Origin of the sequence: Soonwooa sp. (assembly GCF_030151385.1) — a bacterium.
Lineage (GTDB): Bacteria > Bacteroidota > Bacteroidia > Flavobacteriales > Weeksellaceae > Soonwooa.
Window position 1 is genome coordinate 148,611 of sequence record NZ_JASLDS010000072.1, and the last position, 26,517, is coordinate 175,127.

Below are 26,517 nucleotides of genomic sequence, written 5' to 3' on the forward strand. Positions count from 1 at the left end.
TTTATTGCGCATTTTGTAAATAGAATTTTTCACAGATTAAAGAATATGTTTTTTGGGTAGCCGTATTATTAAAACGACTAAGCGTAATTCTATAAAGATTAGCTTGTTTAGGCAACACAAGTGTATAAATCCTTATCGAATTATCAGCGCTAAAACTTGTATCATCTATTGCACGAAATTTATCATAATGCGATGTTAAAGCTGGATTATTTCTCGTAAAACTAACATCAGTTTTATTTTCGTAAGTATATGCACTTCCTGTAAAGCGTTTAATACCATAAGAGATTTTAAAATCACTAGCATTGTTATTACTCGTAAAAACCTCCTCAGATTTTAACTTAAACTCAGCATTAGTTCCATTGAAACGAAGTACAATCTCACCACAAGAGCATTCTTTGTTAATATCTGGTGCTGCGGCATTATAAATAGAACGACCTACCTCCATATTATTTCTACTTGTTTGCTGAAGTGCATTAATGTCAATAAAATCAACATTACCAGTATTTCTGTCAGCTGCCAATAGAAATCCAGAGTTCATATCTTTGGACTTGTCAGCAAGCCTCGTTACTTTCAAATTACCATTAATATCTAATCTTCGTTGTGGTGTATTGGTATTAATACCAACATTCTGCGCTAAACTTAGGATTGAAAGAGCCGCAAAACTTATTGTTAGAAATTTCTTTTTCATTTTTAAAACTTTTCGCAGGCTGAAACAAAATCAAAACTATTAGACGCATGCTTTACTTTATAGATTGTCAATCGATAAAGATCTGCATCACCAGGATATTGGAAAATCATCACATTTTGCTCATAAGGATCTAATCTTGCACTTTTGAACATTTGAGCATTCATATAATTGGTTGTTGTAAAAGTGAAAGGTGCATTAGGACCATTTGTAGAATTAGTACCTTGGTAGAATTGGAAGCCATTGCCATTCCAATTCTGCTCCATATTCATATAAACATCCACATTGGCTGCAGGCTTGTCATTAAGACCAAACATAATATTACTATCATTAACATTATCATCGAAAGTAAAAAAGAATTTGCCGCACTTTAACTTTCGTGTAGGAATCCCTCCTCCATTGGTGTTGTTATAGATTTCGCTGTAACTCTCCTTATCAGAGGCTCCTGCTCCAACATCAGGCAAAAAACTAGATTTGGATGCATAATCTACATCTCCTCCAGTGTTAGCAACCAAAATTCGACTATATATAGCATCTTCAGATGCATTGTGGATGTCAGAAATTTTAAGGTTACCTTCTACATGTAAAGTTCTTGTTGGCGTTTTGGTATTTATCCCTACTTGTCCAAAAAGACAATTTACAGTCAGAAGAAGTATAACAATACTTAATTGCTTCATAATTTGCTTTTCTTTCTATTCTATTGAAAAAAGTGTAAAAACAAACTTTCTTTATGTCATTGTGTTGGTACAAAAGTAAAAAACCAAGAAAGCTTTTCTTTCTATTTTGTTTCCATAAAAACGGAATCTCACAATCCAAAAAATAATAAAATTAAGACTACTACAAAACGACTACAATTTTAAGTGGTTAATTTTCAATATTTTAACTATTTGTATTATTGCAAATTTTAATTAAAGATCAACTTTCTTTACAGCTTTTCATTTTCGGTAAATTAACAAATGTTAAATTTTCCATAAAAAAGAAAGCTTTTTAAAAAACTATTTTTTATATTTGTCGCTTAAATAATTAAATATTATTATAGTTTTTAAGTTGAATTTATGTTATTTACTATATTTTAGTTAAAATAAAACCAGTTTTACTTAAAAACAAATAAAACATATTATTTAATGTCGTAAAAATTCCTTTTTTAAATATTTTTTACACAAAATCAATGCAAACAACTTTATTTTTAACTTGCCTAGTTCTTGCAATTTTAGTAGGAATATTATCAGGAATCATTGCAACCTACTTTTTTTTACTAAGAAGGAAAGATCAAGCAATTTTTGTAGGCTCAAAAATACAATCTCATCAAAGCTCCGAAACACCACAAAAACCACTGGTTAGTATTGAGACTACACCTACAGAACAGTCAGTCCTCAATCCTAAGTCTGAAGATCAAGAATTAATGACTGTTGAGACCCGTGTAAAAATTATTCAGAATTTGGAAAAGTTTGAAGAAAGTGGTCTTTTTACCAATCGAAATCTGTCACTACCCTATCTGGCAGCGCATCTAGAAACGAATACGAAATATCTTTCTAAGATTATTAAAAATTATAAAAACAGCGATTTTAACGCCTATATCAATAAACTGAGAATTGATTTTATCTTAAGACAATTAAACGAAAATAAAGAGTTTCGTCACTATAAAATAAGTTCTTTAGCGGAGGAAGCAGGCTACTCGTCGCATAGTAAATTTGCAACGATATTTAAACAGATTGTCGGCATTCCGCCATCTTTGTACATCCAACATTTAGAAATTGGGAAAATCCCGAGAGATATTCCCAATATGAGTTTCGAAAGTGAAATTATGTTATCTTGAAGCTATTCAAAAACCCGTAACAATTCGGATTGTTGCATTACTTCAAATTTGCTATTGATAAGGTTATAATTTGCTTGTAACCAATTGTTTCGAACTACGAAAAAATTGTAAGCATCAATTAAACCTTCGCGGTATTTTTCTTCGGAACGCTCAAAGGAAAGCCTTTGATTTTCAAAATTTTCGTTGAGAAGTCGGTTCTTTTCGGTGGCGTTGGTGTATTGTTCTGCGATGATATTCAGGGTTTTATAAAGTTCGGTTAGTTTTTTTTGATTTTCGTATTCCGTGTTGAGTTTATCTAATTTTGAAATTTCAACATTGTTTTTGACTTGTAATTGCTGAAAAATTGGAATATTTAAACCTAGAGAAACTTGCTGATTTTTGTTTTGAGCAAACTGGTCAGAGAAATTTGAAATTGTTCCTCCTGAGTTTAGAATTTTAGAATAAAATGTTGACCATTGATATTGTCCGGAAATCGTCGGTAGATAATCTGATTTTGTCATTTTTAAACGTTGGTTAGCAATTTCAAGATTCTTTTGAGTCTCGGCGTAGATTGGATTTTTTTTGACCAAATCTTCAATTAAAGATTCTTTAGATTCAAAAGGAAAAGAAACCGCTTCGGAATCGTTCATCACAAAATTAATCGAATCCTGATTGATATTAAGAGCAGCAAGAAGATTGATTTTAGCAATATTCATGTCATTTTGCGCAGAAATCCATTGCTCTTGAATGGTTCCGAAATTGGCTTTAATATCATAAATATCGCTTTTCGCTCGATTCCCGATTTGGACTTCTTTTTCCGTTCTGATGATTTGTTCGCGCATACCAGCAACTTGAGGTTCGAGAACTTCCAACCAAGATTTGCTTTTTTGATATTGAAAAAACAGGTTGATAACGTTCAGTTTGATGTTATTTAAAATGCTTTGCGAACGATACTCAGAGCTTTCTTTATTGAGTTTAGCAAGTCCGATATTGAGGTAGTTTTTCCAATTAAACAAATCTACATTGGCTTGTGCCGAGAATTGGTCATATTGTACATTCATCGCTTCTCTGGCGTTGTTGTTGGGATTAATCGTGGAGCCAAAACTGTAGCTATGCCCAACATTTGCGTTAACAGACGGCAAAAGTTTGCCCGTTGCTTTATTTTTTTCTCTAATATTTTTGTTGATTTCCAAAATCCCTTGTTGCACGTCTGGACTATGTTTTTGTACATAATCCAAACATTGCTTCAAGGTCCAGTTTTCTTGAGCAGAAAACAGGTTAACAATTAATATTAGTAGGAATGAATATTTTTTCATTTTAGATTTTTTTTTGGCTTATAGCACTTGGCTTTTAGCTTTTAGCAAAATTAATTTGAGCTCAATTTTGACAGAATTTTTATGTGGTTTTATGTCTTTTATTATGACAAAGTTCTCAATACGATTTCAGCGAAATCTACTCGAACTGACGGGATATTTTAGTTACAACCTATGATTAAATGTATTTTGTAATTTATCACTTATCACTTATCACTCATCACTTATGAGAAATTCTATTCATATTTTAGATATTTCACAAGGTTTAGTTTTGTTGCTTGGAAGGCTTTAATACTTACAACTCCGAAGGTTAGAATCAGCAATAAAATCAAACTTATTACATAAGGAATCCACGGCATTTCGATTCGGTAAGCGAAATCTTTTAACCATTCATTCATCGCATAATATGCTAATGGGAAGCTCAGTAAAACCGCAATAATGGTGATGATGAGAAACTTTTTCGTCAAGTCCCAAACGATGATTTTTTCGTCCGCTCCCAAAGTTTTTTTGATAGCAATATCTTTTAATTTTTGTTCTATTAAAAGTGATGATAAGGCGAATAAACCTAACAAAGCAACGATTAAAACAACGGTGTTTAAAATACTAAAGAGCGTTTTTTGTTGCTCGAATTTTTCAAAAGTTTTAGCAAATTTTTTATCCACAAAGTTGTATTCGAAAGGATAACCAGGTTCGGCTTTGTTTTCCCAAAAATCTTTAATCCTTGCAATTGTACCACCGATGTCGTTTTTAGAAATTTTAATTTGAAGATTAGAAACATTATTCTTAATCCAGTTTCTATCATAATTAAAAAGTAAAAGTGGGTCGACTTCTTTGCTAACACTGGTGATGTAAAAGTCTTTAACAACTCCCAAAATTGTATATTTTCTTTTGGCGCCATCTTCCCAACCTGGCAAGACTTCTTTCCCAATTGCGGTATCTTTGTTCCAACCCATTTTTTTTATAAAAGCTTCGTTGGCAAGTGTTCCAGAAATGGTGTCGGAAGCTTTTCTTAAATCCAGATTTCGCCCAGAGATAATTTTAAGTTTATAAAAATCGACAAAATTATAATCTACACCGCCACAGCCAACTAAATTCACAATTTTGGTAGTATCTTTTGCATCGCTAACATTAGACATATTCATCATACCATTTCCGATGTTAAATACAGATGAAGTAATATCTTCTACGCCAGCTATTTTTAGTAATTCCGCCTTTAATCTTTTATTCTTTTTGAAAACGTAATCGTCGTCATAATTTATTTTTTTAAAATCAATTTGGATTACTTGGTCGCCTTTAAAACCTAAATCTTTATTGAGCATATAGCTTACCTGAGAATAGATAATCGCCGAACAAATAATAAAAAACGAAGAAATTATCAATTGAAAAGTCAAAATAGAATTACGCAACCAGACGCCATTTTTGCTTCTCGAAAAATTGCCTTTTAAAGTATTTATAGGTTTGAAATTCGACAAATAAGCAGCTGGTAAAACACCTGCAAACAATGAGAAAATGAAAAGAAATACTGCCGAGTAAATGAGGATTTTTGGGTTGTTTGTAACAATTTCTTTGTTAAGAAATTTGTTGTAAAACGGCAAAATCAATTCTATCATTCCAAAAGCGATAATGTAAGCGACAAAGCAGATAATAAAACTTTCTAACCAAAATTGTATAATTAAACGCCATTGCGAGCTTCCTAAAGCTTTTCTTACGCCGACTTCTTTAGCTCTTTGTGAGGATTGTGCAGATTTAAGATTGATTAAATTAATGGCCGAAAGCACCAGAATAAGTATCGAAAGTCCAAGTAAAATTAAAATTGATTTTTTATCACCCTTTTCAACGCCTTCGCTTAATGCGTCTAATTTCATCTTGTCGAGTCTTGTTAAATGTACACTCGATTTATCTTTCTCTTCGAATGGCTGACCATATTTTTCGGCGGTAATTTTTTCTTCAACATTCAGGTCTTTTGTTATTTTTTGAGCAAGAATATTAGGGTCTGCTCCAGGTTTTAGCTTAAAATAACCAACATAACTATAATTTGTCCAATTTTTATCATATTTGTTTTCTTTTAAAAAATTGGGATTAAGCATCACGAAATCTGGTTTGAATACTGAGTTTTCCTTCGGTAATTTATAAACAGCAGTTACAATATAGGATTCCACTTCGTTACTATCCATTTTAACCGTTTTTCCGATGCAATTTTTGTATTCATCGCCGAAAAGTTTTTTTGCGGTTTCTTCCGAAATCGCCATTTTACCACCACCTTTTAAAGCATCTTGGTAGCTTCCTGCAACTTTTTCGAAAGGGAAAAAATTAAAAAAAGACTCCGAAACTCTTGCGTTATTACTGAAAGAAGAATTTTGTCCGACTGAAAGCTTTATTTTCATACTGGACCACATATTTGCAATCGTAAAGTCTTCTATTTCGGGATATTTTTTTGTAGATTCTGACAATTCTGGAAAACTGGAGGTAACCATTGCCCCAAATATTGGGTTGGTATTCTCCACCAAATAAATATTTTCTTTATTGGGAACCCATTCTTCGTAAGATTTTTCGTCTTGCCAATTGATGAATATTAAAAGAAAAATACACAAACCAAGACTTAATCCAAATACATTGATAATCGTGGAAAGCCAATTCTTTTTATAATTGGTAAATGCTATTTTAAGCCAGTTTTTAAACATAGTTTTTTAATTTGAAATTTGAGGTTTGAAATTTGAGATTTAAAACTTTGAAAAAAGCAATCGTAAATCAAAAATCAGGATTCGTATATCTTACACTTATTCGTATTTAAGATACTTCACAAGGTTGACTTTTGTCGCTTGATAAGCTTTAATACTTACTACACCAAACGTTAGAATCAGCAATAAAATCAAACTCAATACATAAGGAATCCACGGCATTTCAATTCTGTAGGCAAAATCTTTTAGCCATTCGTTCATGAAATAATACGAAATCGGAACGCTTATTAAAACGGCAACAAACGTGATAATCAAAAATTGTTTAGTCAATCCCATCACCAATTGAGAGTCACTTGCACCAAGGGTTTTTCTGATAACTACAGTTTTTAGCTTTTGCTCAATCATTAAAGATGACAAGGCAAATAATCCTAATAAAGCAACCGTTAAAACCATAACATTTAGCACTGAAAATAGACTTTGTTGTTTTTGATACTTTTCGTAAGTTTCAGCGAATTTTTTATCCAAGAAAAAATAATCTATCGGATAACCTGGTTCTACATTGGCATCCCAATATTTTTTAATTCGAGATACCGTGCCATCAATATCGTTAGGATTGATTTTAACCTGAACATTATAAACCTGAAAACGCTTCCACTCCGTTTCTTTATAGTGAAAAAAGACAATCGGATTCACTTTGTTTTTTAAACCTCGAACATTAAAATCATTAACAATTCCTACAATTTTGTACTGTATACTATCATAACCAGGTCTAACGTATAATTTCATTGCTTGGTCGTCCGTCCAACCCATTTCCTTTACAAAAGCCTCATTTACGATAATATTGTTAATGGTGTCGGATGCTAAATTTGGACTTAGCCAACGACCTTTTTTAAGTTTAACCCCAAGAAATTGCAGATAATCAAAATCTAAAGACCCATGCTGCCCCATAATACTTTTGTCCAGATAATCCATATTGGAAGTCGATGTACGATAAAGTCCGGGAACTGCTTCTCCGTAAGAAACTGCGTCTACACCTTTAATTTTTGCCAATTCGGTTTTTAAACGTTCATATTTTAGCCAAGGTTTTGGTGAACTTTCATTAAAATTAATCATCATTATTTGCTTGCCATTATAGCCCAAGTCTTTATTCATCATATATTTGACTTGTTCGTTAACGATTAATCCACCGATGATAAAGAATGAAGAAATAATTAATTGTAAACTCAAAATTCCGTTTCTGAGCCAAGCGCCGTGTTTGCTTCTTGCAAAATTTCCTTTTAAAGTTTCGATAGCTTTAAAATTCGATAAATAAAGTGCTGGGATAATTCCTGAAATTAAACTCACCACAAGCATCATCCCAAAAGAATAAACATAAATCATTGGGTCGGCCATGCTCATTTCTTTGCCAAGAAACTTATTGAAAGACGGCAAGATTAATTCGGTTAAACCTAAAGCAAGGATAAAAGCTGCTAAACAAACAATAAAAGTCTCCGTTAAAAACTGCAAAACCAAACTCCATTTTGTGCTACCAATTGCTTTTCTTATGCCAACTTCTTTGGCTCTTTGCGAAGCTTGCGCTGTTTTGAGATTGATAAAATTAATGGCTGACAAGACCACAATTAAAACCGATAAAACAAATAATATTAAAATGCTTTTAAAATCCCCATTACCGAACCACGAGGCTTTGGCGTGAAGTTTTATATCCGTAAGTGGCGTTAACAAAACATCGTTTGGTCCGTATTTTTTTTGGTATTCTTCTGGTGAAATACCATCTTCTTTAGAACCGATGTCGCTGCGAAGTTTCAGAATCTGATTCTTAAATTTTTCTTGTACAACTTGCGGATCGGAACCTTGTTTTAGCAAGAAAAAACAAGCATAATTAAAATTCCCCCACTGACCTTCATCATTTTTTAATTGTTCGTAAGCCAACGCAACATAATTAGGCTTTATTTGAGAATTTTCTTTTGGAAGTTCAAAAACAGCTGTCACAACATAGTTTTTGTTATCAACATTAATATTAGAACCCGCCACATTGGTACGCCCAAAAAGACTCATCGCAGCTTTAGTCGAAATGGCAATCGACGATTCGTTGTTTAGCGCATTGGTATAACTCCCAGCAACTAATTTGTAAGGAAAGACGTTGAAAAAATTCTGAGAAACACGATAACCTTCATCAATATACGTTGATTTTCCATTGGCTATCATTTTGGTAGAATATCCTGAACCTTGCAACAATGCATAATCTTCAATCTCAGGAAGTCGTTTTATGGCATTCTCAGCCAAAGGAAGCGAAATGTTGTTACCATAATTTTTGTTAGCATCGTAGTAGGCTTGGAAAAAGTAAATATTATCTTTTTTGGGATTCCATTTTTCGTAAGATTCCTCGTCATTCCAATGCATTAGAATCAACATAAATCCTGTTAAACCAATGGTCAAACCAAACAAGTTAATACAGGTCGAAAGCCAATTCTTTTTATAATTGATGAATGCTATTTTTAGCCAATTTTTAAACATAATTCTTCTAATTTGAGATTCGAAATTTGAGATTTGAATTTCTCAACTTGCTGTTAGTAAAAACTAATTTTAATTCTCAATAACTTCGGATTTTTGGAAAAGGTCTTTTCTGTGTGATGCATGTTCTTCGCTGAAGATTTCGCCGTCTTTCATATTTACAATTCTTGAGGCAAAACCTGCGTCATAAGACGAGTGCGTTACCATCACAATGGTAGAACCTTCTCTGTGAAGCTCTGCCAAAAGATTCATTACTTCGTTACCATTGGAAGAATCGAGGTTTCCTGTTGGCTCATCGGCAAGAATTAATTTTGGTTTGGTTACCAAAGCTCTCGCCACCGCAACTCTTTGTTGTTGACCTCCAGAAAGTTGTTGTGGATAATGTTTTGCACGATGCGAGATATTGATATCTTTCATAATTTCCTCCACACGTTGTTTGCGCTCGCTGGAAGAAACGCCGTTGTAGATAAGCGGTAGTTCGATATTTTCGTAAACATTGAGCTCATCGATAAGGTTAAAATTTTGGAAAATAAATCCAATATTTTTCTTGCGAAGTTGCGCTCTGCCACGTTCGTTGGTTCCAACAATTTCATGGTCCAAGAATTTATAAGAACCTTGTGAAGCATCGTCCAAAAGTCCAAGGATATTTAGTAAAGTCGATTTTCCACAACCAGATGGTCCCATAATCGCAACAAACTCGCCTGCAACAATTGTTAAATCTACTTTGTTTAATGCAGTTGTTTGTACTTCTTCGGTCTTGTATATTTTTGATAGTTGGTTAGTTGTAATCATAATATTTTTTTGTTTTTAAATGTATTGCTTTAGTTTTAGGTTAAATGAAAATTTAAAAGTTCTCGATACGATTTTTGCAAAATCTACTCGAACTGACGCTAGTTTTCTTGTTCGAATTTTGCGTTCTAAATTTATTTCTTAATCTCCAAAATTTCGTATTTTTTATAATCACTGTAATCGGAAACGATTACTTTTTCCCCTTTTTTAAGTCCAGACGTCACTTCATAGGAAATTGGATTTTCGCGTCCCAAACTGATATTTCGTTTTTCGGCTTTGTCGCCATTCAGTACAAAAATCCATTTTCCGTTGGTGTCTTTGTAGAAATTTCCTTTCGGAATCATCACACTTTGCGTGTCTGCCGACAATTTTAGTTTTACCCCGAAAGTCATCCCGATTTTCAGATTGTCTGGTTTTTCATTATCCGAGAAGTTTAGTTCAACAGAAAACTGTCCGTCTTTAACCTCTGGCAAAACCTTTGTCACAATCACGTTGTAGTTTTTTCCATTATTGTCCAACGTTCCTTTAATACCGATTTGCAATTTGTTGATGTAGAATTCGTCCACTTTTGCAATCAGTTTGTAACCGTCCATCAAATCGATTTTACCAATACTTTCTCCAGAAGTTAGATTCTGTCCCAAAGATAGATTGAAAGACGACAATCTCCCAGAAACAGGCGCCATAATGAGGAAATTATTTTTGTTTGATTTTAAAACATTCAAGCTTTTTTCCATTTGACCAATCGATGAATTAATTGCGGAAATTTGTTGACCTCTCGAATGGTTTTCGTTGACGATGCCTTGTTCCGTAATTTGTTTGCGCTTCGTTTGATAATTTAGGTTTTGTTGAGCCAAATCATATTCAGATTTTTTTCCAATTTCTGCGTCATACAAACGTTTTTGAAGATTAAAAGTCTGCAAAGCGGTATTATAATCATTTTGGCTTTGCAACAATTCTTTATTTTGATTGAATTCCTGATTTTTCAGTTCCAAAAGTGAACTACGCATTTGGCTAATCTGCTGCATAATTCCAGTTTCCTGATTTAGATAATTAAATTCTGTATTTGGATTGTACACGCGCGCCAAAGGTTCGCCTTTGCTCACCATTTTACCATCTTCCGTGTAGATTTCTTTTACCATTCCGCCTTCCAAAACGTTCACCAAGTTAGAATTCAAAGATTGCGTTTGTGCTGTAATCATCAGCATATCTTCAAATTTACCTTCCGTAACGTCGCCAATCTGCAAATCTTCCAGTTTTACATTGTAACTTTTCTTTTGTTGAATAAAGTACATAGCAAAAAGTCCAATTCCGATAAGTCCAGCAAGACCTAAAAGAATGATTTTGATTTTTGATTGTTTTTTTTCTACTTTCGTATCCATTATATCAAATTGATTCACAGTTTATTACGCGAAGATAATGCCACGAAATTTATAAACTTGTAAATGATTGATAATGAGAAACTGATTGAAAATATGTATTTTTAAAACTGTCCGAAAACGAACACTTGTTGTCCATTTCCGAACATTGAAAAACGAAATTTAGTTTTTAGTAAAAAACGCAAGGTTAAACAATGGTTTATTTTAGGAAATTTGGATAAAAGTAAAACAAAGGCGTTTCACTTAAAAGCGAAATACAAATTTGTGTTTCAAACCTGAACGAAGCGGTATTGTTTACCTTAAAAAAAGGAATTGTGAAAGAATCTTTGTTTGCATTTGTGTTAAAAATTTAATCTTTTAGAAAAAAAACACAAGGTTAAACAAAGATTTATTTTAAGAAATTTGGATAAAAGTAAAACAAAGGCGTTTCATTCAAAAACGAAATACAAATTTGTATTTCAAACCTGAGCGAAGCGGCATTGTTTAACTTGAAAAAAGGAATTGCAAAAGAATCTTTGTCTTCCTTTGCGTTAAAAAATAAACAAAAAAAGAACGTATTCTGAACTTATCAAGAATAAATAATAGAGAAAAAAATGAGAAAAAAAGAAGCCGGAATTTTGATTGTAGATGATGACGAAGATATTTTGTTTTCGGCGAGGGTTTGGCTTAAAAAATTCTTTACCAACGTCATCGGGATTAGTGTGCCACAAAAGATTTTATCGACAATCAATGAGCACGAAATCGATGCTATTTTGCTCGATATGAATTTCCGTCGGGGTTTTGAAGATGGAAAAGAGGGTTTGTATTGGCTTTCAGAAATTAAAGAAATTAATCCCAATATTCCCGTGATTTTGATGACTGCTTACGGCGAAGTAGAATTGGCTGTAGAAGCTTTAAAAAAAGGCGCTGCCGATTTTATCCTCAAACCTTGGAACAACGAAAAACTCTATGCTTCGGTAAATCTTGCGGTTGACATTTCAAGGAAAAATAAGAAACTTTCGCAATGGGAAAACCTGCAAGAAAGTTCTCAGAATTATCGTTTGGAAAGTCAATCTCCCAAAATGATTTCTGTGATGAATACTTTGCAAAAAGTCGCAAAAACCGATGCTAATATTTTGCTGTTAGGCGAAAATGGAACGGGTAAATTTGTGATGGCAGATTATATTCATCAACACTCGGAGCGAAAAAACGAACCTTTTGTGCACATCGATTTGGGTTCGATTTCCGAAAATCTTTTTGAAGCCGAATTGTTTGGTTATGCAAAAGGAGCATTTACAGATGCAAAAAACGACAAAGCAGGAAAGATTGAAAATGCCGATGGAGGCACGGTTTTCTTGGACGAAATTGGAAATCTGTCTTTGCCTTTGCAACAGAAATTACTGACTTTAATTCAGACCAAAAAACTATCGAGAATTGGCGAAACCAAAGAACGTTTTCCGAATGTTCGTTTTATTTTCGCAACCAATGCCGAGCTTAAAAAGCTTGTAGAAGAGGGAAATTTTCGGGAGGATTTGTATTTTAGGATTAATACGGTGGAGGTTAATTTGCCGCCACTTCGTGAACGAAAAGAAGATATTCCGAGTTTGGCAGCTTTCTTTTTGAATAAATTTGAAAAGAAATACAACAAAGAAAATCTCGAAATCGAAAATATGGAAACCCTCCTTAATTATGCTTTTAGGGGAAATATTCGAGAATTGGAGCACAGCATCGAGCGCGAAATAATTTTATCAGATTCTAATAAAATTCAGCTTAAATTTGATTCTACAAAACCAGAAAACGAAACTTTGTTGTCTCTGAATTTGGAGGAAATGGAAGAGAAACTCATCAAAAACGCACTCAAAAAATACCAAGGCAATATTTCTGCGGCTGCTGACGCATTGGGACTTTCGAGGGCTGCGTTGTACAGACGAATGGAAAAATTTGGACTTTAAAATCTGTTTATGTTTAAGAATTTCAATCTTATTTGGTTTGTATTAAGCATTTTGAGTTTGGTGGCTTGCTTCATCGCTTTTGATGCGTATGCACAACAAAAATATTTTGGATGTATTATCTTTTTTCTGATTGCGATTTCTTTGCAAATAGCTTGCTGGTCTAAGTTTTCAAAAAAAATGAACGATGCCGAAAAAATCATTACTTCCATACAAAACAAAGATTTTACGCTTTTTCCAGAGACCGATTCTAAAAATGATTTGAAGGCCAACGCTGTAAAGCTTTATTATCAGGCGAAAAATGAACATAAGGATTTGTTTTCTTTTAAAAATCTGTACGAATCTATTTTAAACAAAATGGAAATTGGTTTTTTGATTTTAAATAAAACGCAAAACGAAGAAAGCTGGAAAGTTTTCTACTGCAATCCTAGTTTTACCAATATTTTGAAAGTTCCAAAATACAATGAATGGAATTTTTACAAAGATAAATCGCCCGATTTTTTTCAATTGATAGAAAATACAAATTTCGCGGATTCGCAGGAGTTTATTGATATTTCTATTCAGGAAAGTACGTCACAGTCTTATTCGATTCGGACATCCAGAATTTCAAATTTTGGCAACGATTTTTGTGTGATTTCCTTGGAATCTATCCAGCGAATTATCGATAAAAAGGAAAAACAAGCTTGGAATAACTTAATGAAAGTCATTTCTCATGAACTTCTCAATACGCTAACGCCCGTGAACAGCTTGATTTATAATCTCGAATATTTGACAGCTCAAGAAGAATTAACGCAAGAAGACCAAGAGGAAATCAAAGATTCTTTGAAAATTATCACTTCGAAATCTCAGCAGTTGCTTCATTTTATCGATAGTTACCGACAAATTGCTGAACTTCCGAAACCCAAAAAAGAAAAAATCAATTTGAAAAACACCATCGAAAAAGCGATTAAAATTTTTGAAACAGAATTTAAACAAAACAACATTCACTTGGAAATTTCTGCTCAGGATTACTTTATTTTGGCAGACGAAACGATGATAGAACGTGTGTTAATCAACCTTTTGACGAATGCACAATTGGCTTTGAAGACTCAAGATTCCAAAAATATAAGCATTCAAGTTTCTGAAGTTAATAACCGAATTTTACTTTCTGTAGAGGATAACGGTGTAGGAATCGACCCACAAATCGAATCCAAAATTTTCTTACCTTTTTTCACAACGCGCCAAAATGGCTCTGGAATTGGTTTAACACTTTCCAAAGGCATTATGGAAGCCCATAACGGTTATCTTATTTATCGCAGATTGGAAAAAGGTTCTGCTTTTGAAATGTGGTTTGTTTAGGATTTTTTATTTCTTAAAAATTCAGAATAAAAATTAGGAATTTCACTATTTTCGATAGCCTCAATTGTCTCTTCGATAGGATAAGGAATTTGTACAATTTCTGGAATAATTTTATCTTCAAAAAGATTGATGCTGAGGTAAGATGCAAGGCGATTTTCTTCTTTAGAGCGCCCAACAGAACCACAATTAACAAACCATAAATCATCTATTTTCTTTTTGAACGAAATATGTGTATGTCCCATTACTACAATATCCGCGTCAGCTTCGTTGGCTAATTTTCGAAAAGTGTTGTCGTTTTCAGATTCGTAAATGTAAGTGTCATTTGAGTTTAAACTCGCATGAACTAATTGGATTTTCCAATGTTTTTTCCCGACTTTATAATTTAATTTCGCATTAAAAGGAAGTTGGGAAAGGTAGTTTTTGTTCTCTTCTGAAATTGCTTTTCTTGTGTGATTTATTGCCTGATTACGTGCATTGGTCTCTGCTTCCGAATGTTTTTCTAAAGGAATTAATGTTTGATCAAAAGCAATTCGCTCGTCGTGATTTCCGAGTAAGCATAAAATATTTTCTTGGCGAATAATCTCAATAACTTCATTGCACCAAGGCGCAAAATCTACCAAATCGCCAAGACAAAACTGATATTGAATTCCTTTTTCTTTTATATCTTTTAAAACCGTTTTCAACGCTGGAAGATTCCCATGAACGTCACTAAATATGGCAATTTTAATCATTCTTGAATATTAATTTATCATCTCAAAAGCCGATTTTTACAAATGCCTTTAAGATGTTTTTCAAAAATCAAAATTACATAAATGAACATCTGTTTTCCTTTTAAAATTCGGACTAAAACTTGGATAATGTTCGCATCGTTAAAAAAAAGTGATAATCATTATATTTGAATTCTCTTCAAAACTAAAAGCTGTATTAATACCTTTTTGTTTAATCTATAAAACCTGACATCATTAAATCTCCGCAAATAATTATAATTAAAAGTTATAGACTATAAATATTTACAATTGGTTTTGTAATGGGTTAATCTAGAAATTTGTCAAAAAAAATCATGCAAGTTTTTAAACTTAACCACTCTATCCAAATCTTCTTATTTATCGCATTGGCTTTACTAAGTCTTAGTGGATTAATAAGTTCGCCAATTGCATTATTATGTGGGCTTTTGATGGCCATCTTTTTTGGAAATCCATTTGAGCATAAAGTCTCAAGTTATATACACAAACTTTTGCAAATTTCGATTGTCGGATTGGGATTTGGACTTCATCTCGACGAAGCTTTAACAGTTGGTAAATCTGGATTTTTGTTAACCATCGGAAGTATTTCGACCATATTTGTTCTTGGTTATTTTCTCGGAAAGCTCTTAAAAATTGAAAGACCACTCGCCTACCTCATTTCTGCTGGAACGGCAATTTGTGGTGGAAGTGCGATTGCAGCAGTTTCTCCAATTATAAAAGCTGATACCAAACAAATTTCCCTTGCTTTAGCCATTGTTTTTTCTCTTAATTCCATCGCTCTTTTTGTTTATCCAAGTATCGGATATTGGTTGATGATGTCTCAACATGATTTTGGACTTTGGTGCGCAATCGGAATTCACGATACTAGTTCTGTTGTTGGTGCAGCTAGCAAGTTCGGCGACGAAGCTTTGAAAACCGCAACAACAGTTAAGTTAGCACGTGCTTTGTGGATTATTCCAGTTTCAATTATAACAATGTTCTTATTTAAAACAAAAGGTTCAAAAATAAAAATCCCTTACTTTATTGGTTATTTTATTTTAGCGATTTTATTGAGTACCTATTTCCCTATTTTCGATTCGGTAAGTCCAACAATAACCAAAATTTCAAAATTGGGATTAAATTTAACCCTATTTCTAATTGGTTCTACATTATCATTAGAAGCTTTGAAATCCATCAGTTTTAAGCCTTTGTTACTTGCGATAATCTTATGGGTCGTGATAAGTATAGGAAGTTTAGCCGTCATTTTGAATTAATATTTTTTGCCAGATAGATTAGAATTAATGCTAATTTGAAATCGAATAATTTTCAATAATAAATTAAGTTTTGCGATTTTTCAATAAAAATTATTAACTTTAAAGAAAAAAAATGGAAACGATAAAGATTGACATCACTATTTTGGCGCCTGCTTCCAAGGTTTGGGACTTGTATACACAATCAACGCACATTGCAAAATGGAATGTCGTCGATAGCCGATGGAAATGCGGATCGTCAAATATCGATTTCCGTGAAGGTGGTACATTCAAGAATACGATGAGCCTAAAAGATGGCAGTTATTCTTTTGATTATTCAGGAACCTTTGAAAATATTGTTCAGGGACAAAAAATTATTTATAAAACTAAAGATGGTCGTACTGTAATCACGGATTTTGAGGTTATAGATCCTACAACGACAAAGGTTTCGCAAAATATTGAACCAGACAAACTAAACTCTTTTGAGAGTCAGCGACAAGAATATTATAACATCCTCAATAATTTTCACAAATATGTTGAGAATCACTAAAATAGAAAACGCTCCGAAATTTCGGAGCGTTTTTTTATATTTTGTAAACTTACAATATTTTAAATATACATTTCCATCGGTAAAAAACGTGGTTCTATCGGTAAAGATTTGAGATTGTAAGCCATCCTTTTAGTTTTGACAAAAATTAAACTTAAAAATCAAACATTATGTCATTACTAACTCCTCTACTTTGGATTGCAATTATGCTACCTTTCATTATTACAGCAATTGTTAAAACCGAAAAACCAAACCTAAAGTATCTTTTCTACTTTATTTTGTATTTTCTACTTGATTGTCTCACACAGGCATTAGCTAAAGATTTTATAAGCTTGGATGCAATAGGATTACATTTTGCTTGGGCTGGCAAAATTTTAAGTCTGTTACTATCATTAGCAATTATCCTATCCGTTAGCAAGCAGGAGCAACAAGCAATAGGATTTACATTAAAAACTAATTCTAATACGCAGGTAAAATTCGGTGTCCTTATTTTTCTTGGGTTCCTTGCCTTTGATTTTATTTTCAAAATGATATTATTTCCCAAAGGTGGAACTTTCGATTTGGAAACCTTTTTGTTTCAAGCTTCAATGCCCGGATTAACAGAAGAAATTGCATTTCGTGGAATAGGTTTTTGGCTTTTAGACAAAGCTTTTCCTCCAAAATGGAATTACAAAGGAATCGAATTTGGTTGGGGTTTTGTCATTATTACCATACTATTTGGAGTTGGACACGGTGTAGTTCTAACAACAGATTATCAAGTAAAATTTGATTTAATAACCATTATATATCTTATTGTGATATCGTCTTTTAGTGTTGGCGTGTTGAGAAAATTCAGTGGAAATCTTATTTTTCCAATTATCGGGCACAATTGTATTAATCTGATGAATGCAATTATTAGAATTTTATAATATTTTTACCCAAAAGAAACTTCGATGAAGAATCACTTTATCGAAGTTTTCTAATCACAGTATATGTCAAACTTATCATTTTTATCCACCAAACTATCAGAAAAAATCGAAGACTTCGATTTCGAAAGGGAGCTGACTTGTAAAAAGCGAATCTATCTCCACAGTATAATGTGGTTAAGTTTTGCTTTGATGTTATTCTTGAGTTACAAAATCGCATATCATCTAACGACGTTCAATAGTATTATTCTTACAATCCGAATGGCAGTAAGTAATATGACGATTTTCTACTTCTTTTTTTATGCAATTGCACCTAGACTTTTCAAGCAAAATCTAGGTACCATTATCATTGGTCTTGTTTTACTATTTCCAATATTAATTGCCATTTGGTTATGGACAACCTATATTTTTTCTTTGTTTTATCATTCTCTAAACTTCGAAATTGAATCTGGAGAATTAAAAGGTGCGATTGCAGCCAGTGCCGAGCAAACATTTTGGGGAGCAGTTTCGCCGTCGCGAATAATTTCTCAAGCTATTATTTTCGTGTCCTTATTGTCACCGTTCTTTTTTGTTAAAATATTATTTGAAATTTCAAAACTATATTCAAAATCTTTGAAAATTTCAAAGCAAAATTCTCAATTGCAAATTCAAAACATCAATATCGAAAGAGATTTTTTAAAATCGCAGCTCAATCCGCACTTCCTCTTTAATACTTTAAATAATCTGTACAGCCTAAGCCTCAAAAAAGACAATAAAATACCCGATGTTATCCTTAATTTATCAGATACGATGAGCTACACACTTTACGAATCGAATGCGGAGCGTGTGCCGTTAACAAAGGAAATAGACTTTATCAAGAATTATATTGAACTCGAAAAAATGCGTCATGGTACACAAAAAAACATTTCTGTTACATTTCCTACCGAAGAGGATTGTCTAGGAAAAATGATTGCTCCTTTGCTTACATTTTCACTTATTGAAAATGCTTTTAAATATGGACTAAAGAACAAAGACAAGGCATTTGTAAACCTAAAAATTGAAATTCGGGATGATACTTTTACATTCAATATAGAAAATGATTATATCAATAAATTTGAATCTAAAAAAGTTGGTGGAATAGGTTTGGAAAATCTGAAAAAGAGGCTACAGCTTATCTATCCCGAGAAACACAATTTAAGAATTACCAACGAAGAAAATAAGTTCTTAGTCAAACTAGAAATCGAAATCTAAATTATGAACAAAATAAAAAGCATTATCATTGATGACGAGCCTTTGGCAATAGAAGTTATTGAAAATCTAGCATCACAAATTCCTTTTCTGGAAATTACAGCCAGCTTTCAACATCCAATTGACGCAGTTTTGTTTCTGCAAAACAACACTGTGGATTTAGTCTTTTGTGATATCGAAATGCCACAAATTAATGGTCTTGACATTGTTAAAACCTTGGAAAAACCGCCCGTTTTTATCATGATTACAGCCTACAGAGATTTTGCTATTAACAGTTTTGATGTTGGTGTATTGGATTATTTGGTAAAACCAGTTAGAATGGATCGTTTTCTAAAGGCGATAAACAAAGCCAAAGATTTGATTGATTTGAAAATGCAACCGGAAATTCAACAAGTTAATGATGATCGTATTTTTATTAAAGCTGAAGGCAAATTGGTAAAAATCCTATTTAGCGAAATTATCTATATCGAAGCACAAGGAGATTATTTAAAATTTGTTTTAAAAGACCAAACCTATTCCACGCAAGCGACTTTGAAATCTTTGGAGGAAACGCTCATCACACATCCATTCTTTAGAGTTCAAAGGTCTTTCATTATTAATCTAGAAGCTGTACGAAGCATCCATGGTAACATGGTGGAACTTATCACGGGAACGTCAATTACTGTAGCACCAAATAAGAAAGAAGAACTGCTAAAGCTTTTGGGGATAAAATAATTAAAATCCAAACTTCCTCCTCGGCAAGCCAATTTCATGCTCTTGTGGATACGGTTTTCGATGCGTCATACTAACGTCTTCTTTCATTTGTTTGTGGACGTCGTATTGTTTTTCTTTATCATAAGCATAGCGCGGGTCGGGAATCATCGGCATTTTTGCCATTTTATGAATCGTAATCGTTGGAAAATGAAAATCCACTTCTACGGTTCCCAAAAGTAAGTAGCAACCGCCACCTTGGAACGGATATTCCTTTAAACTATCAGGGAAATGTGCAGTATCGAAATAGTCGCCATTTGCGTCAATCCAAGTTCCGAAATACATCGTTCCTTTCTTTGTAGGAACGTGTTTTCGTGAAATAAGATACGCCAACATTCGCACTTGTTTTTTATGATTTTGAAGCAAGTCTTTCACAAAAATATCACCTCGAAATTTGGTTTGCAACAAATCAAAAGGCGTGCAAGAAACCGTAAAACCAATCAATTCAAACTCATCAAAAGCATCTTCAAAAGGTTCTCTTTTCAGTTGTGGAAGTCGATATTCTTGGATAGGTTCTTCAATCAGCATCAAACCTCTATTTTCTGGTTTAAAATTGACTAAAAGTAATCTCGCCTCGACGAGCAATTCATTTTTCTGTTTTCCTGTAAACCTAAAAGCATCAATAAAAATGAGAATCTGTATCGTTTCCAAACCAATAGGAATTCTGCGAATAAAATCTTGCAAGGATTTGAAATCTCCATTTTTACTGCGTTCTTCAGCAATTCCGTGAGCAATTTTAGATTCCAAACCGTCCAAAAGCATAAAACCCAAATAAATTTCTTTTTCCTTTAAAACCGTTTGAAAACAACTCGTATTAACACAAGGATTCCTGATGATTCCGCCCGACATTTTAGCTTCGTGAACATAAACTTCAGTTCTATAAAATCCACCTTGATTGTTAATCACCGAAACCATAAATTCCAGCGGATAATAAACCTTGAGATACAAACTTTGGTAACTTTCCACAGCATACGACGCGGAATGCGCCTTACAAAACGAATATCCCGCAAAAGATTCTATCTGTCGATAAGCTTCTGCAGTCAGTTGTTCGGAATGTCCTTGTTCTCTACAAGATTTGAAGAAATTATCTTTAACCTGCTGAAGTTTTTGGATAGAACGACTTTTGCCACTCATTGCTCTTCGCAAAATATCGCCATCCGCCAAAGTTAAACCTCCAAAATACTGCGCAATTTTAATCACATCTTCCTGATAGACCATGATTCCGTAGGTTTCTTTTAGGTGCTTTTCGAATTCGGGATGAAAAAACTCGAACTGGTCGGGATTATTATGCCGAAAAATATATTCCCGCATCATGCCACTTTGCGCCACACCTGGACGAATAATCGACGATGCCGCTATCGAGAACTATTTTATTAGGACTTCTCGATACGGTTTTTGCAAAACCTACTCGAAGTGACGTGAGGTTTTAAAAATTAGACTTTAAACCTGAAATCCATAATTTACATATCGTTGATATTAAGAAGTTATACATTTCGTCAGTTCGAGTCGAGAACTATTAATTAATCAAGACTTCTCGATATAGTTTTTGCAAAACCTATTCGAAGTGACGTGAAGTTTCAAACATTAAACTCTAAACTTTCAACACAAAACTAAAGGCTTTTACATTTTCAACACATTAAAACCCGCCGCTCGACCCACCGCATTGTTACCAAACCTATTTTTTATATAATCCATACTTTGATAAAGATTGATTAACTCTTCTGTGTCTTCAAATAAATCCATTTGATGTTGACCGTGGACAAGATTGGTAAACCGAAGACCGACCAATCGCAAACGCATTCTTCGGGTATATAATTTCTCAAAAAGATCCAATGCTATCCGCGACAACGTGTGATCTACAGCTGTGTAAGCAACTCTGCATTGTTTGGTTTCGGTATCGAAATTAGCATATCGAATTTTCAAAGTTACTGTAGATGTCAACCATTTTTCTTGTCGAAGTTGATAGGCTAATTGCTCCGCCATTCCGGATATTAAACCTTTTAAAGCAACAATATCCATCGTGTCGTTGGTAAAAGTTCGTTCTGTAGAAATTGATTTTCTCTCAGAAAAAGGAACTACGGGATTTTCATCAATGCCGTTGGCTTTTTTCCAAAGTTCTTTTCCATTTTTGCCAATCATTTGTTGAAGCACATGGACAGGCATTTCGGATAAAGTTCGTATCGTTCGAATTCCGATTCTTGATAACAACTGAAAAGTAACTTCCCCAACCATCGGAATTTTTCGGATGGATAAAGGATTTAGAAAAGGTTTTACCAAAGCTTCTTTAATTTCTAAACGTCCGACAGGCTTGGCTTCGCCTGTTCCGATTTTTGAAACTGTTTTATTGGTGGACAACGCAAAACTGATAGGAAGACCCGTATTTTTGGTTACAGATTCTGCAATTTCTTTAGTCCATTGATAACAACCAAAAAATTTATCCATTCCAGATAGGTCGAGGTAAAATTCGTCAATGCTGGCTTTTTCCATTACAGGCACTTTTTCCTGAATAATATCGGTGACGGTATGCGACAAATTAGAATACATTTCGTGGTCGCCACGTACTACTTTTGCACCGGGACACAACTTCATCGCCATACGAATAGGCATTGCAGAACGCACACCAAAATAACGCGCTTCATAAGAACATGATGCTACAACGCCACGATCACCACCTCCGATGATTACAGGCTTTCCTTCCAGATTGGAGTTGTGTAATCTCTCGCATGACACAAAAAAAGTATCCAAATCCATATGTACAATTGCACGATTCATTTCACAAAACTAGTACAGTTTATATCAAATTTCATTATATTTGTTGATACAAATTATAACAATGTCAATATTATCAGATAACATCCGCTTTTTAAGAAGTCGACAAGAATTTTCGCAACAAAGACTTGCAGATTCTCTGTTCATCACTCGAGTTCGATATGCAAAATATGAGGACGGAACTTCGGAACCGCCAATAGAACTTTTATTGAGAATTTCTAAATATTTTAGCATCAGTATTGATCTTTTGGTATCTGTTGATATCCGGAAATATCCTTTAGAAGAAATGCTTCACCTTCCTGATAATCGTATTTTGGTACCGATTACCGTTGATATTGCAGGAAATAATCAAATTGAGATTATCTCACAAAAAGCATCGATGGGTTATCTTAACGGCTATAGCGACCCTGAATATATCGAAAGTCTGCAAACGATTTCTTTGCCTTTCCTTAGAAATGGAAAGTTTCGAGCCTTTCCTGCAGATGGCGATTCTATGCCACCTTACAAAGATGGAACCTATATCGTTGGAAAATATGTTGAAAATTTGGCGGACTTAAAAACCGATAAAACCTATGTTTTCATCACTGTGAATGATGGGATTATTTACAAACGTTTTCAATTTAATGAATCAAATTTTATTTGTGTAAAGTCGGATAATAGTTTTTATGAACCTCTGAAAATCCCTTTAACTGAAGTACGCGAAATTTGGGAGTTTGCTTGTTCTATCTCGACGCAAGAATTTGATAGCGACGAGTTTTCTGGACAGAATGTGAAGGATTTGTTTTTGGAATTGAAATCTGATATCAAAGAACTGAAAAAACAGATATAGAATTATTTTTACCCTCTGCTTAGGTTGTAGTTATTTAAATATTTTGAATACCATAAATCACTGAACACCAGCAAATAGCTGAAATTTTATTAAAATACAATGATTTAAGAAACAAGAAAAATTTCTTATAGACACAAAAAATAAAAAAACCTAGAACAAAAGTTCTAGGTTTCTTGTAATTTTGCGGAGAGAGAGGGATTCGAACCCCCGGACCTGTTACAGTCAATAGTTTTCAAGACTACCGCAATCGACCACTCTGCCATCTCTCCAAAACAGCGATTGTGTCGTTATTTTGAGTGGTGCAAATATATAAAGCTTTTAGATATTGACCAAATTATTTTTTAAGTTTTTTACCGGAATTTATGATCGTAAAGATTTACGTGAATTTAATGGCTACATATTGTACTGACAATAAGTGTTTTGTGTAAAATAATGTCAATATGAAAATTTAGCAAAAAAATTACAAAATCAATTTTTCGCAATGGATAATCCCATCAATACAGCAAAAAATCCCAAAATGATGCTAAGTAAAATATAAGAAACTAAAGAAATGTAATTTCCGTTTTGATACAAGCTTACATTCTCCGCAGAAAAGGTCGAAAAGGTTGTAAAACCACCACAAAACCCAGTGATAAATAAGAATTTGAGCGCTGAATCTTGTTTAATAAAATAAGCCGAAAATATGCCTATTAGAAAACATCCAACGACGTTGATTATTAAAGTCGCGATTGGGAATCCCGAAGTTTTGAAAAACTTCAATGAAAAAAAAGAGATGAGATAGCGCAAAATACTGCCTATCCCACCTCCTAAGAATATTAAAACTAAGTTTTTTAGCATTAGCCTTGTTCTACCCAAGTATGGTTTTCGCCACTTAGTTCGCCGATGTATTTTTCTGCATCCATCGCTGCCATACATCCACTTCCAGCAGCTGTAATCGCTTGTCTGTAATGCGAATCCTGTACGTCACCTGCTGCAAAAACACCAGGCAAATTGGTTACAGAAGATTTCCCTTCCGTGATGATGTAACCGTGCTCGTCCAACTTGATTTGACCTTTAAAAACATCTGTATTTGGTTTGTGACCAATTGCGATAAAAATACCGTGAACCTCAATTTTTGATTGTTCTTGCGTTTGATTATTAATCGCTACAGCTCTTTCTACCATTGAGTTTTCACCTTCGATAGCTATTAACTCATGGTTGAATTTAACTTCAATATTTGGTGTTGACATCACACGATCTACCATTACTTTTGACGCACGGAAATGATCTTTACGAACCAACATTGTAACTTTATTACAGATTTTAGACAAGTAAGTTGCTTCCTCAGCAGCCGTGTCGCCCGCTCCTACTACGATAACATCTTTTCCTCTATAGAAAAATCCGTCACACGTTGCACAAGCCGAAACGCCTCCACCAGCATATTTCTTCTCATCATCAAGTCCAAGATACTTTGCAGCTGCACCAGTCGAGATGATCACAGTTTTTGCCAGAATATCACGACTTCCTGTAGAAATCTTGTGTACACCACCTCTTTCTTTAGCAAATTCTACTTTAGAAATCATTTCGTAGTGTACTTTGGTCTCGAATCTTTCTGCTTGTTTTTGCAATTGCATCATCATTTCTGGACCAGTAACGCCATCAGGATAACCTGGGAAGTTTTCGACTTCTGTCGTCGTTGTTAACTGTCCACCTGGCTCAAGTCCTGTAAATAATTCTGGTTTTAGGTTAGCTCTTGCAGCGTAAATTGCCGCTGTGTAACCTGCAGGTCCTGACCCAACGATAACACAATCTAAAATGTTTTCCATATCTTTTTTCTCTATATTATCAATTTGAAGTTTCAAAAATCGTAATTAATTTTAGTTCAAGCTAATTTTGATTCATTAATTTTTTCGATTTTGATGTTTAAATAATCTTATGTATTTGTGAAGTTTTTGGTTTCTATTTTATATAAAAACACCGCAGCTACTTAACGTTTTAGAAATCAACGAGTTAAATTAATTCATTTTAATTTGGTCGATATTTAAAATCTTAAAAGTCATTTCGACATAGATTTCGTCATCTTCCATTTGTCGTACGCCAAGACCTTTAGATTTTAAATCCATTTCACGAATCACAGAAATAATTCTGGTAGCCAATTTTAAAGGATAAAAACGAGCTGCTTCTGCAAAATTCTGAATAGCATAAGGATTTACACCAATTTCTTTTGCGATAACCGATGGCGATTGTCCAATCAAAGTATGATACATTACCAGTTCCGAAAAGAATTTGTACAACGCGCCAATCGACATTTGGATTGGATTTGACTTTTTATTTTTGCCCATATAATAAGCAATTTTGAAAGCACGTTCTTTATTCTTTGTCGCTAAAGCTTTTTGAAGTTCGAAGATATTGTAATCTTTGCTGATGCCGATGTGTTCTTCAACAATTTTGTTATCGAGAACATCACCTTCTTTTAAAACTAATTTTAGTTTGTTAAGTTCGTTCGCAATTCTAGAAAGGTCACTGCCAAGATATTCTGCCAACAGAAAACTAACGTTGGGCGCGGCTTTGTAACCAAATCTTTCGATCTCTGATTGTATCCAAGCTGCCAATTGCGAATCTTTGATTTTATCACTTAAAAACAAAAACTTCTTGTTTGCCAACTCTTTGCTGACTTTCTTACGAGAGTCCAGTTTTTTGTGTTTGTGGGCAAAAACGAGAATTGTAGATTCGACAGGCGCATTGAGATAAGCTAGAAAAGCATCGGATTCCGAGTCTTCCAATTTGAGGTCTTGCGCTTCTTTAACCACGATTAATTGCTTGTCGCCCATCATCGGATATTGTCTGGCTAAAGACAAAATCTCTCCATAATTGGTGTCTTTTCCGTAGACAACGGTTTGGTTAAAAGCTTTTTCGTCCTCTTCCAAAACATCATTTTCAAAATGTTTGGTCGCTACATCAATATAATATGGCTCTTCGCCATGCAAGAAATATATTGGTAAAAACTCTTTATTTTTAATACTTTTGAGGACAATTTCTATATCTTTCATCAGACTTTATGCAACTAGCTAAACTAAACTTCAATACCGAATTTGACTTGAAAATCAAGCAAGACAAAGATACATT

Annotated in this window: 21 protein-coding genes, 1 tRNA gene and 1 pseudogene; 9 read left to right on the plus strand and 14 right to left on the minus strand. The window is 33.7% G+C overall.

Features of this window, described 5'->3' with window-relative positions:
• Position 1 precedes the first annotated feature (1 nt).
• Together Q1V95_RS14520 and Q1V95_RS14525 are read right to left on the minus strand one after the other, a co-directional pair.
• Positions 2–688, minus strand: coding sequence for a hypothetical protein (locus tag Q1V95_RS14520; RefSeq protein WP_300675396.1), 687 nt, complete (start codon positions 686–688; stop codon positions 2–4).
• Between the two features lie 2 nt (positions 689–690).
• Positions 691–1,362 carry a hypothetical protein gene (locus Q1V95_RS14525; protein WP_300675399.1) on the minus strand — a complete coding sequence of 224 codons (672 nt, stop codon included), beginning with the start codon at positions 1,360–1,362 and terminating at the stop codon, positions 691–693.
• Between the two features lie 491 nt (positions 1,363–1,853).
• Here Q1V95_RS14525 and Q1V95_RS14530 point away from each other — a divergent pair, with 491 nt between their 5' ends.
• Positions 1,854–2,501, plus strand: coding sequence for a helix-turn-helix transcriptional regulator (locus Q1V95_RS14530; RefSeq protein ID WP_300675401.1), 648 nt, complete (start codon positions 1,854–1,856; stop codon positions 2,499–2,501).
• 2 nt (positions 2,502–2,503) lie between these two features.
• Here Q1V95_RS14530 and Q1V95_RS14535 read toward each other — a convergent pair whose 3' ends face one another.
• The 5 genes from Q1V95_RS14535 to Q1V95_RS14555 form a co-directional block, all read right to left on the minus strand.
• Complete coding sequence (locus Q1V95_RS14535) at positions 2,504–3,796, minus strand: TolC family protein (protein ID WP_300675403.1); 1,293 nt, start codon at positions 3,794–3,796, stop codon at positions 2,504–2,506.
• Positions 3,797–4,029: 233 nt separating this feature from the next.
• Positions 4,030–6,474: an ABC transporter permease gene (locus Q1V95_RS14540; RefSeq protein ID WP_300675405.1), complete on the minus strand. Its 2,445-nt coding sequence runs from the start codon at positions 6,472–6,474 to the stop codon at positions 4,030–4,032.
• Between the two features lie 96 nt (positions 6,475–6,570).
• Positions 6,571–8,985, minus strand: a complete 2,415-nt coding sequence (locus Q1V95_RS14545) for an FtsX-like permease family protein (protein ID WP_300675407.1) — start codon at positions 8,983–8,985, stop codon at positions 6,571–6,573.
• Between the two features lie 69 nt (positions 8,986–9,054).
• Positions 9,055–9,774, minus strand: a complete 720-nt coding sequence (locus tag Q1V95_RS14550) for an ABC transporter ATP-binding protein (protein ID WP_300675409.1) — start codon at positions 9,772–9,774, stop codon at positions 9,055–9,057.
• Between the two features lie 131 nt (positions 9,775–9,905).
• The gene (locus Q1V95_RS14555; protein ID WP_300675411.1) at positions 9,906–11,150 is read right to left on the minus strand and encodes an efflux RND transporter periplasmic adaptor subunit; all 1,245 of its coding nucleotides are present in this window, start codon (positions 11,148–11,150) and stop codon (positions 9,906–9,908) included.
• 590 nt (positions 11,151–11,740) lie between these two features.
• Here Q1V95_RS14555 and Q1V95_RS14560 point away from each other — a divergent pair.
• Both Q1V95_RS14560 and Q1V95_RS14565 read left to right on the plus strand, forming a co-directional pair.
• A complete protein-coding gene (locus tag Q1V95_RS14560; RefSeq protein WP_300675413.1) occupies positions 11,741–13,078 on the plus strand; it encodes a sigma-54 dependent transcriptional regulator in 1,338 nt (445 codons plus the stop codon).
• Positions 13,079–13,087: 9 nt separating this feature from the next.
• Positions 13,088–14,413 carry an ATP-binding protein gene (locus Q1V95_RS14565; RefSeq protein ID WP_300675415.1) on the plus strand — a complete coding sequence of 442 codons (1,326 nt, stop codon included), beginning with the start codon at positions 13,088–13,090 and terminating at the stop codon, positions 14,411–14,413.
• On the opposite strand, the gene Q1V95_RS14570 is transcribed toward Q1V95_RS14565, so the two are convergent.
• Positions 14,410–15,144 carry a metallophosphoesterase family protein gene (locus Q1V95_RS14570; RefSeq protein WP_300675417.1) on the minus strand — a complete coding sequence of 245 codons (735 nt, stop codon included), beginning with the start codon at positions 15,142–15,144 and terminating at the stop codon, positions 14,410–14,412. The two genes, Q1V95_RS14565 and Q1V95_RS14570, sit on opposite strands and share 4 nt — an antisense overlap.
• Positions 15,145–15,473: 329 nt before the next feature.
• Here Q1V95_RS14570 and Q1V95_RS14575 point away from each other — a divergent pair, with 329 nt between their 5' ends.
• The 5 genes from Q1V95_RS14575 (at position 15,474) to Q1V95_RS14595 (ending at position 19,778) form a co-directional block, all read left to right on the plus strand.
• Positions 15,474–16,409, plus strand: coding sequence for a putative sulfate exporter family transporter (locus tag Q1V95_RS14575; protein ID WP_300675419.1), 936 nt, complete (start codon positions 15,474–15,476; stop codon positions 16,407–16,409).
• Between the two features lie 112 nt (positions 16,410–16,521).
• Positions 16,522–16,935, plus strand: a complete 414-nt coding sequence (locus Q1V95_RS14580; protein ID WP_300675421.1) for an SRPBCC domain-containing protein — start codon at positions 16,522–16,524, stop codon at positions 16,933–16,935.
• A 167-nt stretch (positions 16,936–17,102) separates the two neighbouring features.
• A complete protein-coding gene (locus tag Q1V95_RS14585) occupies positions 17,103–17,840 on the plus strand; it encodes a CPBP family glutamic-type intramembrane protease (RefSeq protein WP_300675423.1) in 738 nt (245 codons plus the stop codon).
• A 63-nt stretch (positions 17,841–17,903) separates the two neighbouring features.
• Positions 17,904–19,067, plus strand: a complete 1,164-nt coding sequence (locus Q1V95_RS14590) for a sensor histidine kinase (RefSeq protein ID WP_300675425.1) — start codon at positions 17,904–17,906, stop codon at positions 19,065–19,067.
• 3 nt (positions 19,068–19,070) lie between these two features.
• Positions 19,071–19,778, plus strand: a complete 708-nt coding sequence (locus Q1V95_RS14595) for a LytTR family DNA-binding domain-containing protein (RefSeq protein WP_300675430.1) — start codon at positions 19,071–19,073, stop codon at positions 19,776–19,778.
• Here Q1V95_RS14595 and Q1V95_RS14600 read toward each other — a convergent pair.
• Positions 19,779–21,173, minus strand: a pseudogene (locus Q1V95_RS14600) (DNA polymerase III subunit alpha); the annotation flags it as partial.
• A gap of 261 nt (positions 21,174–21,434) precedes the next feature.
• On the minus strand, positions 21,435–22,586 hold the full coding sequence (gene dinB / locus Q1V95_RS14605) for a DNA polymerase IV (RefSeq protein WP_300675432.1): 1,152 nt from the start codon (positions 22,584–22,586) through the stop codon (positions 21,435–21,437).
• Positions 22,587–22,647: 61 nt separating this feature from the next.
• On the opposite strand from dinB, the gene Q1V95_RS14610 reads away from it, so the two are divergent.
• Complete coding sequence (locus Q1V95_RS14610; RefSeq protein ID WP_300675434.1) at positions 22,648–23,412, plus strand: LexA family transcriptional regulator; 765 nt, start codon at positions 22,648–22,650, stop codon at positions 23,410–23,412.
• A gap of 184 nt (positions 23,413–23,596) precedes the next feature.
• Here Q1V95_RS14610 and Q1V95_RS14615 read toward each other — a convergent pair.
• The 4 genes from Q1V95_RS14615 to holA all read right to left on the minus strand — a co-directional run bounded on the left by Q1V95_RS14615 (position 23,597) and on the right by holA (position 26,441).
• Positions 23,597–23,681 (minus strand) — tRNA-Ser (locus Q1V95_RS14615).
• A gap of 199 nt (positions 23,682–23,880) precedes the next feature.
• Entirely contained in the window at positions 23,881–24,249 is a 369-nt protein-coding gene (gene crcB / locus Q1V95_RS14620) for a fluoride efflux transporter CrcB (RefSeq protein WP_300675436.1), read from the minus strand.
• A complete protein-coding gene (gene trxB / locus Q1V95_RS14625; RefSeq protein ID WP_300675438.1) occupies positions 24,249–25,217 on the minus strand; it encodes a thioredoxin-disulfide reductase in 969 nt (322 codons plus the stop codon). Before trxB ends, crcB begins: the two co-directional genes overlap by 1 nt.
• 189 nt (positions 25,218–25,406) lie before the next feature.
• Positions 25,407–26,441 (minus strand): DNA polymerase III subunit delta, encoded by a 1,035-nt coding sequence (holA, locus tag Q1V95_RS14630; protein WP_300675440.1) that lies wholly within the window; start codon positions 26,439–26,441, stop codon positions 25,407–25,409.
• Positions 26,442–26,517: the final 76 nt, after the last annotated feature.

Coding starts and splice junctions, on each gene's coding strand:
- Q1V95_RS14550 (WP_300675409.1), bottom strand. CDS start 9,774: ATGATTACAACTAACCAACTATCAAAAATATACAAGACCGAAGAAGTA.
- Q1V95_RS14525 (WP_300675399.1), bottom strand. CDS start 1,362: ATGAAGCAATTAAGTATTGTTATACTTCTTCTGACTGTAAATTGTCTT.
- trxB (WP_300675438.1), bottom strand. CDS start 25,217: ATGGAAAACATTTTAGATTGTGTTATCGTTGGGTCAGGACCTGCAGGT.
- holA (WP_300675440.1), bottom strand. CDS start 26,441: ATGAAAGATATAGAAATTGTCCTCAAAAGTATTAAAAATAAAGAGTTT.
- Q1V95_RS14560 (WP_300675413.1), top strand. CDS start 11,741: ATGAGAAAAAAAGAAGCCGGAATTTTGATTGTAGATGATGACGAAGAT.
- Q1V95_RS14555 (WP_300675411.1), bottom strand. CDS start 11,150: ATGGATACGAAAGTAGAAAAAAAACAATCAAAAATCAAAATCATTCTT.
- Q1V95_RS14545 (WP_300675407.1), bottom strand. CDS start 8,985: ATGTTTAAAAATTGGCTAAAAATAGCATTCATCAATTATAAAAAGAAT.
- Q1V95_RS14535 (WP_300675403.1), bottom strand. CDS start 3,796: ATGAAAAAATATTCATTCCTACTAATATTAATTGTTAACCTGTTTTCT.
- Q1V95_RS14580 (WP_300675421.1), top strand. CDS start 16,522: ATGGAAACGATAAAGATTGACATCACTATTTTGGCGCCTGCTTCCAAG.
- dinB (WP_300675432.1), bottom strand. CDS start 22,586: ATGAATCGTGCAATTGTACATATGGATTTGGATACTTTTTTTGTGTCA.
- Q1V95_RS14570 (WP_300675417.1), bottom strand. CDS start 15,144: ATGATTAAAATTGCCATATTTAGTGACGTTCATGGGAATCTTCCAGCG.
- Q1V95_RS14530 (WP_300675401.1), top strand. CDS start 1,854: ATGCAAACAACTTTATTTTTAACTTGCCTAGTTCTTGCAATTTTAGTA.
- Q1V95_RS14585 (WP_300675423.1), top strand. CDS start 17,103: ATGTCATTACTAACTCCTCTACTTTGGATTGCAATTATGCTACCTTTC.
- Q1V95_RS14520 (WP_300675396.1), bottom strand. CDS start 688: ATGAAAAAGAAATTTCTAACAATAAGTTTTGCGGCTCTTTCAATCCTA.
- Q1V95_RS14595 (WP_300675430.1), top strand. CDS start 19,071: ATGAACAAAATAAAAAGCATTATCATTGATGACGAGCCTTTGGCAATA.
- Q1V95_RS14590 (WP_300675425.1), top strand. CDS start 17,904: ATGTCAAACTTATCATTTTTATCCACCAAACTATCAGAAAAAATCGAA.
- Q1V95_RS14565 (WP_300675415.1), top strand. CDS start 13,088: ATGTTTAAGAATTTCAATCTTATTTGGTTTGTATTAAGCATTTTGAGT.
- Q1V95_RS14540 (WP_300675405.1), bottom strand. CDS start 6,474: ATGTTTAAAAACTGGCTTAAAATAGCATTTACCAATTATAAAAAGAAT.
- Q1V95_RS14610 (WP_300675434.1), top strand. CDS start 22,648: ATGTCAATATTATCAGATAACATCCGCTTTTTAAGAAGTCGACAAGAA.
- Q1V95_RS14575 (WP_300675419.1), top strand. CDS start 15,474: ATGCAAGTTTTTAAACTTAACCACTCTATCCAAATCTTCTTATTTATC.
- crcB (WP_300675436.1), bottom strand. CDS start 24,249: ATGCTAAAAAACTTAGTTTTAATATTCTTAGGAGGTGGGATAGGCAGT.